We start from the raw sequence: 12,512 nt of genomic DNA on the forward strand, positions 1-12,512 counted from the left end.
CGGGCGCGTGCGGCAGGAGCCGGGCGACGACGCCTGGCCGGGACGCTGTCACGAGGATCGGGAGAACATGGCCAGGGCCTGGGAGCGCTGCGCGACGAGCTCGTCGTAGGTGCCGTCGCGCTCGGCCCAGCGGTGCATGAGGACCCGCTCGACCAGGATCTCGTCAGGGGTCGGGTCCTGGGAGAGCAACCGCGTGACCTCCTCGGCGAAGTCGTCGAGCGGCAGTGCGTGCGGGTTCACCTTCTCCTGGCCCGCCGTGGCGACGGCCGGGGGGACGAGTTCGACGACGCCGACGCCGGTGCCGTCGAGCTGCGCCCGAAGCGCCTCGGAGTAGGCGTGCACCGCGGCCTTCGAGGCGGCGTAGGTGGGCATGGGCGGGAACGGCAGGAAGGCGATCCCGGAGGTGACGGTGACGAACGTGCCGGCGCCGCGCCGCACCAGGTGCGGGGTGAAGGCGTCGATGACCCGGATGGTGCCGAGCAGGTTGGTGTCGATCGTCGTCCGCGCGGCCTCGAAGTGGGCGGGGTCGCGCAGATCTTCCAGGAGCATGACGCCCGACATGGTCACCACGGTGTCCAGCTCGGGGTAGCGGGCGAGTACGGCGTCGCGGGCGCGTGCGACGGAGGCGTCGTCGGTGACGTCGACGGCGAACGCACCCAGACCTTCGCCGGCGAGTTCCTGGAGCGACTCGGCGCTGCGGCCTCCGACGGCCACGGTGCTGCCCGCCGCGGCGAACCGCCGGGCCAGCTCCCGCCCGATGCCCGAGGTTCCGCCCACGATGAGAACGGTGCGGTTGGAGAGGTCCACGAGGTCTTCCCTTCGGTGGGGTGCGCCGCGGCGTTCGGGCCTGCGGCGCCTTCGATGACGGACGGCGTCACCGGGCGCGGCGGTGACGTCTCGAGTGTGGACGTCCTCCTGCGGGCCTGGCAGCGCCCCCGTCTTCCCTGGTCCTGACAGGACCCCCTCTGGGACGCACGCACCGCATTACGGTGTCGGTATGAAGGGCGATAAATCCGATAATCGGCTCGGCAGCTACCTTCGCGCACGCCGTGAGCTGGTGACCCCGGAGCAGGCCGGCCTCCCGTCCGGGGGCAACCGCCGCGTCCCCGGACTGCGCCGGGAGGAGGTCGCCCTGCTCGCCGGGATCAGCGCCGACTACTACCTGCGCCTGGAGCGGGGCCGCGACAAGAACCCCTCGCCCCAGGTCCTCGAATCGCTCGCGCGCGTCCTGCGACTCGACGACGTCGAGCGTGCGTATCTGCTCGGCCTCGCCGCGCCCCGCCCGAGAACGCGCCGCCGCAGGCGACCCGAGCACGTGCCGGCACGGGTGCACGAGCTCCTCGCCCATCTCCAGATCCCGGCGTTCGTCGAAGGACGCGCCTTCGACGTCCTGGCCTCCAATCCGATGGCCGTCGCGCTCTCCCCGCGGTTGAGGCCCGGCCAGAACCGGCTGCGCTCCTTCTTCCTCGACCCCGAGGAGCAGGCCTTCCACCGGGACTGGGAGAAAGCCGCCGCCGGCTTCGTCGCGACCCTGCGCACCAGCGTCGGAGACGACACCGACGATCCCCGGTTCATCGACCTCGTCGGAGAACTCGCACTGTCCAGTCAGACGTTCCGCACCCTGTGGGCCCGGCACGACGTCCGCGCCCTCGACGGAGGGACCGCCGTCGTCGACCACCCCGTCGTCGGTGAACTACGGCTGCACCGCGACAAACTCCCCGTGGACGACGTCATCCTCGTCCTCTACTACCCCGACAAGGACAGCGACAGCGACGAGAGACTGAGGCTCCTCGCCGCCCTGTCGCACACCGCCCACCGGGAGCACCCGGAGCACGCGGAGGCAGTCCGCCCCGGTCGGCTCCATGATGACCCGTGACGCACCTGACAGACCTGGCAGGCGCTGATCGACCTGGCTCAGGTCGTTCATGCGGGGAGGGCGTCTCCGGGGAAGCCGTGGCACGGGTGCACCTCGTAGCGCATCATCCCGGCCTGCACGCAGGGGTCCCCGGCCATGATCTCCGAGGCCTCCTCGGCCGGCACGGTCATGATCGCGACGCCGGCCATGGTGTCGGAGGCGACCGGGCACAGGATCGCGATCACCCCCTCGGCGCGCAGGGACACCATGCGTCGCTGGTGTTCGAGTTCGATGGCGTCCGCGCCGTCCCTGGTGCGGTCCGGCCCCCAGTGCAGGAGCGCCAGGCTGTACGGCTTCGCGGTCGCGGCCAGAGCCTGGATCTGTTCGTCGGTCACGGTCGTGCTCATGCTGTCCCCTTACTTCTCGATGCGTTCGGCCAGCGAGACGCAGATGCCTTCGGGCCCGCGGACGTAGGCCATCCGCCACCCGCCCTCGTATTCGCCGACGCCTCCCACCAGCCCGTAGCCCTCGGCTGCGGCGTGGTCCACCGCGGCTTGCAGGTCGTGCACCTCGAAGGCGACGTTGCGCAGGCCCAGCTCGTTGGCGGGCGCGGCGGGCGAACCCGGGAGGTGGTCCGGGCGCGTGAAGCTGGAGAGCTCCAGTGTCGTGCCTCCGCCGGGCGGTCGCAGCATGACGATCTCGGTGCGGGCGCCGGTCATGCCGATCACCGTGTCCAGGAAGTCGCCTTCGACGGCCATCTTCGGATCGGCCTCCAGACCGAGGCTGACGAAGAACGCCGTCACGGCGTCGAGGTCGGCGACGGTGATGCCGACGTGGTCGAAACGCCTGATGAATGTCATCGGATGCCTTTCAGGGTTTCTTCAAGAGACGCATGAGCAAGGTAGCACTCTAGGTTCCGTAAGGGAACCCCACTTGCTGGGGACCGGCCTCGGCTTGAGATCCGATGCATTGCCCGGCCCTGATCTTCCCGGCTTCCCGGCCTCCCTTGCAGGTGCTCAACCGCGCGGACCTCGCGAACGGCGAGGAGGCGCTGGAGCGTTTCGTCCGCGGCGGCTCGCCCGGTCCCGACGGGTCAAGGGGTGGAGTGGTGGGGGAAGAGGGCGGCGGCGACGTGCTGGGTGTCGGTGTACTCGATCACCGAGGTGATCTTGCCGAGGTGAACGGTGCAGACGGCGATGCAGCGGTTGTCGTAGGCGGTGTCGTGGACGGTGGTGGCCTTGGAGGTCCATTCGGCGACCACGTGCTCACCCTCGGCGATCGTGCTGACCAGCTCGATCTGCAGAGTTCCCGGGACCAGGATCCTTCCCATGCCGCCCAGGAAGTCGTTGACGATCGCGTCGCGCCCCCGCCACACCTTCGAGATCGGCAGATCGCCGGGATAGTGCCAGGTCGCGTCGTCGGCGAAGCTGTCGTGGACGACGTCCGCATCGCCATCCCGGACGGCTTCGACGTAGCGGATGACGACGGCTCGGGGGTCGGTGACGGCGTTCATGATCTGCGCTCCTACGGTCGGGGGTCTCGTGGTGGGCAAGGGGGGCGTTCAGGGGCGCGGAAGTGGCGGATGACGGCTGGCTCGGGCCCGTCGAAGAAGGCGAGGAAGGCCGGCGGCGACGGTGTCGCGCAGCACTGCGAGCGCCGTCAACCGGCACGGCGACGCACTCCGCGCAGCCCCCCGCCATCGCGTGACCGACGACCCGCTCGATGCAGGCCGGGCCGCTGGGATCGGCTCGGGGACGTCGGCGAGCGCGACCGGTTCTGCCGGATCGCCTGCGGGAACGGGCACCTTCATCCCTCTGCCTCCCCGGTGGTTTTTGCGACCAGTTCACCGGAGGGGGCAGTGACGAGGCCAACAACGCGCCCGCCCGGCCGACAACGCCTGGTTGTCGCCTATGGTCGTAGGCGTGGATCTCGACCTGACCTTGGTCCGCGCGTTCGTCGTGACCGCCGGGACACTGCACTTCGGGCGCGCCGCCGAGCGGCTGGGGACCAGCCAGCAGGCGGTGTCCAAGCGCATCGCGCGGCTGGAGGCAGTGCTGGCGGTACGGCTGTTCGAACGCGAGGGCGGCATCCGGCTGACCGAGGCGGGCGAGCGGTTCCTGCCGGCCGCACGCGAGGCCCTGGCGGCGGCCGAACGCGCGGTCGCGGAGGTGACGGGAGCCGGACCAGTCGTGCGCATCGACACCTGGGGCCACCTGTACGCGCCGATGCGCACCGTCGCTCAAGCGGTGCAGGCGCTCAGCACGGTCCGGCTGGAGCCCGGCCCGGGACGCGACTGGCCCTCGGTCGCAGCGGCGTTGCTGCGCGGCGACACCGACGTGGGCTTCGGCCGGGTGCACCCGCTGCCGGGCGGCTCCGACGTGGGCCTCACTCAGCGGCTGGCGCGGCTGGAACCGGTCGACGCCGTGGTGAGTACGTCGCACCCGCTGGCCGCCGCCACCACACTGCGTCCGGCCGATTTGCGCGACAGCACCCTGTGGTGCCCGGCCGAGCTGACTCGCCTGGACTTCCTGCGCCGTTTCGCCGACGAGTTCCAGATCACGCGGCGACAGGACGGCCCCAATCTAGGCTTGGACCACCTTGTGCAGCACCTCCGCGCCGACGTCTCGTGCTTCACGCTCGTTCCCGCCGACGCGCCGCTCCCCGGCCACGCAGGTCTGCGCTCCATCCCGCTCGTCGAGCCGACCCCGCTGTACGCGTGGTCGCTGGTCTGGCGCACCTCCCACCGGCATCCGCTGCTCGAACCCCTGGTGCGCGGTTTCGCCGACACCGGCCGCGCCCACCGATGGCTGGACTACACGCCACAGCGGGACTGGCTCCCTGACGCCGACCACGCCAGGCTCATGGCCGAGCACGTGTGATCACTACCTCTTGGACGCGCCACACCGCGTCCAAGAGCGTCGACCCCGGTCTGACCTCGGCCGCAGCGCAGGAGCGTCCCTAGGAGAACCAGCTTCCGCCGAGTTCCTGGACGGCCTTGCCGCCCTTGGGCACCAGCACCGCCTCGCTCAGCACGTTGGTGACGCTCTTGGTGTCGTTGAGCAGGGCGAACAGGAAGAACATGCCGCCACTGGCCGTACGGAAGCCGAAGACGGAGCCGTGGCCGGCGAACCCGACGTACAACCCCTTGTTGACCTCGGGGAACGCCTTGCGGCTGTAGCTGTCCTTGGCCAGGCGGTAGCCGGAGTCGCCCTCCTTGTCCTTGTCCCCGTTCCAGAAGTTGCGGTACTCCTCGGCCACGGCGGCCGCCATCGCGTCGTCCATGTCCGTGACGTAGCCGTCGGCGTCGAGCAGCGGCTCGGGCATCCGCTGTCCCCAGTGCACCGGGGTCACGACGGCCAGCCGGAAGGACTGCCCGGCAGAGCGCAGGAACCCCAGCAGGTGCGGACGGCTGTGGCCCTTGGTGTCCCGGTAGGTCGCCTTCGCGATGAACCAGTCCCCGGCCGGTGGCTGCCGCTCCGGCCTGGGCACATAGATCGTCGGGGTGCCGGTCGGGTTGATCGGCCGGTGCGCCGGCTTCCATCCGAGCTCCTCACGGCTGCGTTCGAGCACGCCCTCGTACAGGGCGCCTTCGACGAACAGCGCGTCGAGCCGGGCGTTCGACCGCCACCACTTGCGCTTCCTGAGCGCCGCGTTGTACGTGGCCAGCCACGTGCGCATGGCCGTCCGGGCCCGGGCGACGGTCAGGGCCTGCGCGGTCGCCGTGGGAGCCGGGGTGGCGCTCGCGGACGGCGCGGCGTCCGGCGACGGAGCCCGAGACGGAGACGGTGAGGCGGCGGGCGAGGCGGCGCGACTCGGCGTCGGCGGGTCCGCGGGCCGATAGGGCAGTCCCGGGATCGCACCGCAGCCGCCCAGGCTCAGCACGAGAGCCACGATCAGCGGTAGTGCGCGCACACAACTCCCCCAACACAGCCCAAAGACCCGACAAACAAGAACATATCGGATGCATCCCGCCACACCGGAATGCGAACGACCCGTTCAGCGGGACGGATCGGTGGAGGGCGGCTCCTGGGGATGGGTGGCCGCCAGGCGTGACGCGCCCGCCCTGGCCTCCGCCTTGAGCGTGTATGGCCAGGTCAGACGGGGAGGAGCCAGGAAGCCGGGACGCTCGGGCCCGCTCGCGACCACCACGCAAGAACGAATCGGAGAACTCCTGATGCGCGCAACCCTGATGTACGGTGCCGGCGACGTCCGCGTCGAGCAGGTGCCCGATCCGGCCGTCCAACTGCCCACCGACGCGCTGGTCCGCGTCACCGCGTCCTGCATCTGCGGCAGCGACCTGTGGCCCTACGGCTCGATGAAACCGCAGGACGGACCCGCCCGGATGGGACACGAGTTCATCGGCATCGTCGAGGACGTCGGCTCCCAGGTGACCACCCTCGCCCGGGGCGACCTGGTCGTGGCGCCGTTCGCCATCTCCGACAACACCTGCCGGTTCTGCCGCGAGGGCCTGCACACCTCCTGCGCCGACCCGCAGGCCGGCTTCTGGGACGCCGAACCGGACGAGGGCGGCCAGGCCGAGGCCGTACGCGTCCCGCTCGCCGACGGCACCCTGGTCAAACTGCCCGTCGAAGCCGACTCGCCCCTCATGCCGTCCCTGCTGACACTCGCGGACGTGCTCGGCACCGGCCACCACGCCGCCGTGGCCGGCGGCGTCGGCCGGCGCACCCGCGTCACCGTCATCGGCGACGGCGCCGTCGGGCTGCTGGCCGTGCTGTCGGCCAGGCGCCTGGGCGCCGCGCAGATCATCCTCATGGGACGCCACCAGGCCCGCACCGACCTCGGCCGCGAGTTCGGCGCCACCGACGTCGTGGCCGCCCGCGGCGAGGAAGGCATCGAGCAGGTACGCGACCTCACCGGCGGCGACGGCACCCACGTCGTCCTGGAAGCCGTCGGCAACATGCCCGCCTACCAGCAGGCGCTCGGGGTCGTCCGGCCGGGCGGCGTCATCAGCCGCGTCGGCGTGCCGCAGTACGACGACGCGCCGATCGGCATGGACAGCCTGTTCCGCCACAACCTGCGCCTGGCCGGCGGCCCCGCCCCGGTCCGGGCCTACATCGAGGAGCTGATGCCCGACATCCTGAACGGCGTCATCGAACCCGGCAAGGTCTTCGACGCCACCACCGACCTCGACGGCGTCCCGGCCGGCTACCGGGACATGGCCGACCGCAAAAGCCTCAAAGTGCTCATCAAGCCCTGACCTTCCGAAGCTCCCCCGAAGCGCCGGCCGTAACAGGCAAAGCCGCGATCGACGCCGGAACGCCACCCGCGGGCGAAGCCGCTGCCAAGCGGGAGGAAGGAAACAACCCCGCGAGGAACGATCCTCAGCCCGTCACGCCACCCCGCCCGCCCCTCCCCCGCGCGCGGTCGCCATACTGCAGAAGGCGCACGGTGAAGAGCCCCCTGGTGGCCTGAGCACAGACCACCACGGCACCTCCCGCCGACCCGGTGCTCCGGAGCCGCCATCGGCCCGGAGCACCCGCGCCCACGACATCCACGACGTCGAAAGGCCCTGATGACAGCCGACCAGCCCATCTGCTGCCCCACCTGCAAGGGAGTCCTCCCCGGCCGGCAGCGCAGCGACTACACGGCCGCCCGCGGACGCCTCGTCGTCGTCAACGGCTACTGCCAGGGCCAGTGCCCGGCCCCCGAACAGCGGCCCCGCCTCCAGGCCCCCGCCGAGCACCCCGCGCCCGCCGACCACGGCACCCCGCAGCCGCTGAGCGTACCGGCGCCGGCGCTCTGACCTCGGCACGCGAGACAGGGCCGCCGCGGCTCAGTCGAGGAGCTCCACGTACCCGTCGGTCCCGTGCACGCGGATCCGCTGCCCGTCCCGGATCAGCCGGGTGGCCCCCTCCACCCCCACCACCGCCGGCAGCCCGTACTCCCGCGCGATCACCGCTCCATGCGTCATCAGGCCACCCACCTCCGTCACCAGCCCGGCGATGCCCACGAACAACGGGGTCCAGCTCGGGTCGGTGAAGGCGGTGACCAGGATGTCACCCGCCGCCAGATCGGCCCGCGCCATGTCCGGCACCACGCGGGCACGTCCCTCGACGGTCCCCGCCGACACCGCCAGGCCGGCCAGCGCCCCCGGCGGCACGTCCTCGCGCTGGTACCGGCCGGCGAGCACCTCGCCGTCCGAGGTGATCACCCGCGGCGGGCGCAGCGTCTCGTGCCACCGGAAGTCCTCCCGACGCCGCCGGACGAGCTCGCCGTCGGCCTCGCCCGTGCGCACGACCTCCTGCAGCTCCTGGAACCGCAGGTAGAAGACGTCCTCCCGGTCCCGCAACACCCCCGCCCGGACGAGCCGATCGGCCTCCCGCCACAACGCCTGCTTGTAGGCCAGGTAACGGCAGACCATGCCGTATTTGGGGAACTCCCGATAGCCCGCGAACGTGCGCACCCGGGCGATCATCCGCTCGGTCTCCGCCGCCTTCCGCTCCCCGTCGGGCAGGGCCCGCAGGCGCGCCAGCACGTCCCGCTCCTTGCGCAGGGCCTCCTGACGTCCCTGCTCGAAACGCCGCGCACCGGCACCCGCCTCGAAATTCCGGACATTGCCCAGCATCACCGGAACCAGCATGGCGGGCCGCTCACTCCAGCGCGTCCGGGTGATGTCGATCTCTCCCGGGCAACGCATGCCGTACCGCTCCAGGAAGCCCCGGACGGCCTCGGCCGCCTCCCGGCCGCCGGGCAGCTCGCCCAGCTCCTCCAGGAAGCCGTCGCCCTCCCGATCCTCCGCCGCCACCCGCTGCAGGAACGCCACCACCTCCGCGTGCGGACGGATCACGTCCGCCACGTTCAGCAGCGCCAGCCCCATCTCCGACGTGACGTTGTGCGGGACGGACTGCGTCAGCACATCGGCCACGTTCCGCTCACCCAGCCATTCCTCCAGGTGATCGTTCAGCCACCAGGCCGCCTCCATCCCCGCCATGATCGCCTGGAAGCTCCGCGGGCCGAACAGCAGCCGCCTCAGCTCCGCGATGTCGGCCAGGATGAACTCGAACAGCTCCGGCCCGGACAGCTCCTCGATACGGCGCCGCAACACGGCCACGGACTCCCGGCCGTCCCGGACCAGCTCGGCGACCAGCTCCGGATCGGTCTCGATCGGCGCGGGCGGAGCGGCGGCGGGCGCGACGCCCGACTCCTCCTCCGGCACCGCGCGGATGAAGTCGCCCCGGTCCACCACCGTCTGCAACGCGTCCCGGATGAGCGGATCGGACTTCCCCAACGTCCCGATGAGGTTCGCCCGGCCCGCCGCCGTCGCCAGAACCGGGGCCACGTCCACGAACAGCCGCCCGCCCGCCTCCGCCATCGGCCGCGACGTCGTCAACTGCCAGAAGGACAACCCCAGCGGCTTCATCGCGTCGGTCATCATCTGCTGATGCCCCACGGAGACGTAGACATGGTTGTCCTGGTCGTCGGCGACCGGGACCGGGAACAACGTCGTGATCGGCCGGCTCTGGACGACATGGAACTCCTCACCGGACAGACACCACTCGATGTCCTGCGGCCGGCCGAACCACGCCTCGATCCGCCGTCCCAGCCCCACCAGACGAACCGCCTGCTCATCGGTCAGAGCCCGCCGGACCGACCGCTCGGCCTCGACCGGCCCCTCCTCGGTGCCGCCCGCCGGCGAGGCCCGCACCACCCGCGCCTTGTCCCCGACCGACACGTCCACGACCCGCTCGTCCCGCACCGTGTAGACGTCCCCCGCGACCACGCCCGAGACCAGCGCCTCACCCAGCCCCCACACCGCCTCCACGACGGCGGTCCTGCGGTCCGACGTCACCGGATCCGCGGTGAACAGGACCCCGGCCGCGTCCGGGAACACCATCCGCTGCACGACCACCGCCATCCGCACCCCGCGGTGGTCGAACCCGTTACGACGCCGATAGACCACCGCCCGCTCCGTGAACAGCGAGGCCCAGCACCGCCGCACATGCGCAAGCACCTCCGCCGGCCCCACGACGTTCAGGTACGAGTCCTGCTGCCCGGCGAAGGACGCCGTCGGCAGGTCCTCGGCCGTCGCGCTCGACCGCACCGCGCAGGCCGCCTGCTCCCCGAGCCGGGCCAGCGACTCCCCGATCGCCGCCACCACGTCGTCGGGCACCGGCGCGCCCTCGATGACGGCGCGGATCTCCGCGCTCAGCGCGCGGACCGCCGCACGGTCGTCCGGATCCACCTTCGCCAGCAGCTCCAGCTGGGCGTCGAACGACGGCACCGCGGACACCACCCGCTGGAAGGCCTCGGTCGTGACGCAGAAGCCGTCCGGCACGCGGACGCCGTCGATCCGCGAGAGCTCGCCGAGGGCGACGCCCTTCCCGCCGACGTCCGCGATGTTCGCCGCGTTGATCTGCCCGAACTCCAGCACGTAACCCAATTCCGTCGCTCCATCCATCGTCGGGTTGGTTCGCAACGGGCAGTATGAACGACTTCTCGAGGTCTCATGAGGGGCGGGGATCCGCTATAAAGTGAAAGTGAGGGGACGTTCGTTTCCCCAGCATCCAGCCCGACCGCCGCTGCCGGACGGTCCGTGGGGCCGTTCGCCTCGGAAGATCACTTTCGCTGTCGCCTTTACATTGTAGATCTTGCCACGAGACGGCGACGACGCAATCACCTAAAAGCCGCCAAGGCTACCCCCATCCGGGCCACCCCCGCCCCCACCATCACCCGGAGACATGAAAAACTAGCTTCCGGGCTACAGAATCACGGCGCCCTCGAACCGCAAGTCACAAATCCCCATATAATCGGAAATATCCCCAGCTTCCCGGCGGTCCCCGCCTGCCACGGGTGCGAGAATCGTATGACTTCTCCACCTTTGTCGCCCATTGAGGCTTTCTGGCGAATTATTCCAAATGCGGGATTTTACGTTTCCGTCAGCGCCAAAGACCTGGTCACCCACGCGTCTGGTTCCGTTATAGAGTCTGCACCCGGACCCCGCCGAAGAAAGGTGTCAGGCATGCAAGACGCGGCCATCGACCGAGTAAAGCTCATCTTCACCCTGTTCGACGCCGACGGCACCGGTTACCTTGAGGCCGAAGACTTCGACCGCATGGCCAACCGCGTATTGGCGGCCTCCCCTCGTTCCACAGAAGCCGCCAAGAGCGCGATCAGTGACGCTTTCCGTCGTTACTGGACGACTCTTGTCGAGGAACTCGACAAGGACAAAGACGGCCGCATCAGCTTCGAGGAGTACAGCGCGTGCGTCCTGTCCCCCGAGCGCTTCGACGACGCGCTCACCGACTTCGCCGAGGCGCTGGCCGAGCTGGGCGACCCCGACGGCGACGGCCTCATCCACCGCACCGATTTCATGGCGCTCATGACCGCCATCGGCTTCAAGCGGCGCAACGTCAACACCCTCTTCGACGCGTTCGGCCCCTCCCAGGACGACCAGGTCAAGGTCCCGGTCTGGGCCGAGGGCATCAAGGAGTACTACAGCCCCGAGAAGGCGGACATCGCGGGCGACCTCCTGCTCGGAGAGTCCAGCTGACGGCCGCCACGAGCCGGCGCGTCCGGTCTTCGACGACGAAAAGGGAGCAGTAGTGGAACCAGTCATCGGACTTGCCATCGGCCGGGGAACGGGCCCCGAGCTCGCGGCCGTCTTCGAGCGGGTGCTGGCCGGGATCGCCGACGCCTGCGGCACGAAGGTGGCCCTCACCCGCTCTGAGCGGATCTATCACTCCTACGTGTCCTTGAAGGCCGGCGCGGAGGCCGAGGAGATCCGCGAGAGCACGCGGCAGGACGCCGACCACTACACGCGCTTCTGCCGCTCGCTGGCGGCCGCCGGCGTCCCAGCCGTCTTCCGCACGGCGATCAACGCCCAGTCGCTCTACCTGGTCCGCCAGCGCCTCCAGGCGGTGAAGATCGACGCCATCACCACGGCCGGGGCCTCGCTGCTGCTGGTCAGAGACCAGGCCCAGGGCTTCTACACCGGCGAGAACGTGCATCTTCCCGGCGCGCTCGTCCGCACGATGACCTTCAGCAGGGAGATCACCGAGAAGGTCATCGCGCTGGCCGTGCGCCGGGCGCGCCAGGAGTGGCCCGACGGCCGCATCGACGAGATCGTCATGGCCTACAAGTTCCACCTGCTCGACGGCGCGCTCGACGAGTGGGTGGCCGAGAGCGCCGCGCGCCACGGCGTGCAGATCGGCCTGTTCCAGCCCGACACGGTGAACCGCAACCTCATCGAACGCGGCCCGCGGCCCCGCACGGTGATCATCGCGGGCAACGAGTGGGCCGACATCATGCACGTGGTGCTGCTCGACCGCTTCGGCTCCGAGCGGCAGGAGAACCGCTGCACCGAGAACGTCTACCTGCATCCCGACGCGTGCGGCCTGGTCGAGTACCAGACCGTGCACGGCTCCGCCGACGACCTGGCGGGCACCGGGAGGGTCAACCCGGTGGCCACCGTCCGGGCCGCGGCGGCCATCGCCGAGCGGCACGCGGGGTGTGCCGGAGCGGTGCGGATGGTCGAACGCGCCCTGATGGCGCTCGGCCGTCACGGCGTCGCCACCCCTGACGCCGGCGGACGCCACTCCACCACCGGCGTGGTCGATGCCCTCCTCGACGCCCTGGAACCCGCGGCCCAGCCGGTCCTGATGGCGGACTCATGACCGGCGAGCAGTCACCGTCCCGC

General features: G+C 70.7%; 13 protein-coding genes. 6 read left to right on the top strand and 7 right to left on the bottom strand.

From position 1 onward, the window contains the following. Positions 1-48 precede the first annotated feature (48 nt). Positions 49-807 carry an SDR family NAD(P)-dependent oxidoreductase gene (locus tag AB0J76_RS42000; protein WP_352323985.1) on the bottom strand — a complete coding sequence of 253 codons (759 nt, stop codon included), beginning with the start codon at positions 805-807 and terminating at the stop codon, positions 49-51. Between the two features lie 190 nt (positions 808-997). Here AB0J76_RS42000 and AB0J76_RS42005 point away from each other — a divergent pair, with 190 nt between their 5' ends. Next, a complete protein-coding gene (locus AB0J76_RS42005) occupies positions 998-1,876 on the top strand; it encodes a helix-turn-helix transcriptional regulator (protein ID WP_352323986.1) in 879 nt (292 codons plus the stop codon). A 47-nt stretch (positions 1,877-1,923) separates the two neighbouring features. Here AB0J76_RS42005 and AB0J76_RS42010 read toward each other — a convergent pair whose 3' ends face one another. From AB0J76_RS42010 to AB0J76_RS42020, 3 genes are all read right to left on the bottom strand, one after another. Next, positions 1,924-2,262, bottom strand: coding sequence for a hypothetical protein (locus AB0J76_RS42010; RefSeq protein ID WP_352323987.1), 339 nt, complete (start codon positions 2,260-2,262; stop codon positions 1,924-1,926). A gap of 9 nt (positions 2,263-2,271) precedes the next feature. Beyond that, entirely contained in the window at positions 2,272-2,715 is a 444-nt protein-coding gene (locus tag AB0J76_RS42015) for a VOC family protein (RefSeq protein WP_352323988.1), read from the bottom strand. Between the two features lie 233 nt (positions 2,716-2,948). Next, entirely contained in the window at positions 2,949-3,368 is a 420-nt protein-coding gene (locus AB0J76_RS42020; RefSeq protein ID WP_352323989.1) for a nuclear transport factor 2 family protein, read from the bottom strand. 409 nt (positions 3,369-3,777) lie between these two features. Between AB0J76_RS42020 and AB0J76_RS42025 the strand changes: the two genes are divergently transcribed. Beyond that, positions 3,778-4,734: a LysR family transcriptional regulator gene (locus AB0J76_RS42025; RefSeq protein WP_352323990.1), complete on the top strand. Its 957-nt coding sequence runs from the start codon at positions 3,778-3,780 to the stop codon at positions 4,732-4,734. 79 nt (positions 4,735-4,813) lie between these two features. On the opposite strand, the gene AB0J76_RS42030 is transcribed toward AB0J76_RS42025, so the two are convergent. Together AB0J76_RS42030 and AB0J76_RS42035 are read right to left on the bottom strand one after the other, a co-directional pair. Beyond that, positions 4,814-5,767 (bottom strand): hypothetical protein, encoded by a 954-nt coding sequence (locus AB0J76_RS42030; RefSeq protein WP_352323991.1) that lies wholly within the window; start codon positions 5,765-5,767, stop codon positions 4,814-4,816. Positions 5,768-5,851: 84 nt separating this feature from the next. Beyond that, positions 5,852-6,004 (bottom strand): hypothetical protein, encoded by a 153-nt coding sequence (locus AB0J76_RS42035; RefSeq protein WP_352323992.1) that lies wholly within the window; start codon positions 6,002-6,004, stop codon positions 5,852-5,854. A gap of 25 nt (positions 6,005-6,029) precedes the next feature. On the opposite strand from AB0J76_RS42035, the gene AB0J76_RS42040 reads away from it, so the two are divergent. Both AB0J76_RS42040 and AB0J76_RS42045 read left to right on the top strand, forming a co-directional pair. Continuing rightward, the gene (locus AB0J76_RS42040) at positions 6,030-7,073 is read left to right on the top strand and encodes a zinc-dependent alcohol dehydrogenase family protein (protein ID WP_352323993.1); all 1,044 of its coding nucleotides are present in this window, start codon (positions 6,030-6,032) and stop codon (positions 7,071-7,073) included. A gap of 315 nt (positions 7,074-7,388) precedes the next feature. Beyond that, positions 7,389-7,619 (top strand): hypothetical protein, encoded by a 231-nt coding sequence (locus AB0J76_RS42045; RefSeq protein WP_352323994.1) that lies wholly within the window; start codon positions 7,389-7,391, stop codon positions 7,617-7,619. Positions 7,620-7,649: 30 nt separating this feature from the next. Here the strand turns inward: AB0J76_RS42045 and rph are convergent, their stop codons facing one another. Continuing rightward, positions 7,650-10,247, bottom strand: a complete 2,598-nt coding sequence (gene rph, locus AB0J76_RS42050) for a rifamycin-inactivating phosphotransferase (protein WP_352324001.1) — start codon at positions 10,245-10,247, stop codon at positions 7,650-7,652. A 588-nt stretch (positions 10,248-10,835) separates the two neighbouring features. Between rph and AB0J76_RS42055 the strand changes: the two genes are divergently transcribed. Both AB0J76_RS42055 and AB0J76_RS42060 read left to right on the top strand, forming a co-directional pair. Next, positions 10,836-11,366, top strand: a complete 531-nt coding sequence (locus AB0J76_RS42055) for an EF-hand domain-containing protein (protein ID WP_352323995.1) — start codon at positions 10,836-10,838, stop codon at positions 11,364-11,366. 52 nt (positions 11,367-11,418) lie between these two features. Then, the gene (locus AB0J76_RS42060) at positions 11,419-12,489 is read left to right on the top strand and encodes an isocitrate/isopropylmalate family dehydrogenase (RefSeq protein WP_352323996.1); all 1,071 of its coding nucleotides are present in this window, start codon (positions 11,419-11,421) and stop codon (positions 12,487-12,489) included. Positions 12,490-12,512: the final 23 nt, after the last annotated feature.

The sequence above is a fragment of the Nonomuraea sp. NPDC049624 genome (assembly GCF_040675255.1).
Classification (GTDB): domain Bacteria; phylum Actinomycetota; class Actinomycetes; order Streptosporangiales; family Streptosporangiaceae; genus Nonomuraea.

Coding starts and splice junctions, on each gene's coding strand:
- AB0J76_RS42005 (WP_352323986.1), top strand. CDS start 998: ATGAAGGGCGATAAATCCGATAATCGGCTCGGCAGCTACCTTCGCGCA.
- AB0J76_RS42010 (WP_352323987.1), bottom strand. CDS start 2,262: ATGAGCACGACCGTGACCGACGAACAGATCCAGGCTCTGGCCGCGACC.
- AB0J76_RS42015 (WP_352323988.1), bottom strand. CDS start 2,715: ATGACATTCATCAGGCGTTTCGACCACGTCGGCATCACCGTCGCCGAC.
- AB0J76_RS42020 (WP_352323989.1), bottom strand. CDS start 3,368: ATGAACGCCGTCACCGACCCCCGAGCCGTCGTCATCCGCTACGTCGAA.
- AB0J76_RS42040 (WP_352323993.1), top strand. CDS start 6,030: ATGCGCGCAACCCTGATGTACGGTGCCGGCGACGTCCGCGTCGAGCAG.
- AB0J76_RS42045 (WP_352323994.1), top strand. CDS start 7,389: ATGACAGCCGACCAGCCCATCTGCTGCCCCACCTGCAAGGGAGTCCTC.
- AB0J76_RS42055 (WP_352323995.1), top strand. CDS start 10,836: ATGCAAGACGCGGCCATCGACCGAGTAAAGCTCATCTTCACCCTGTTC.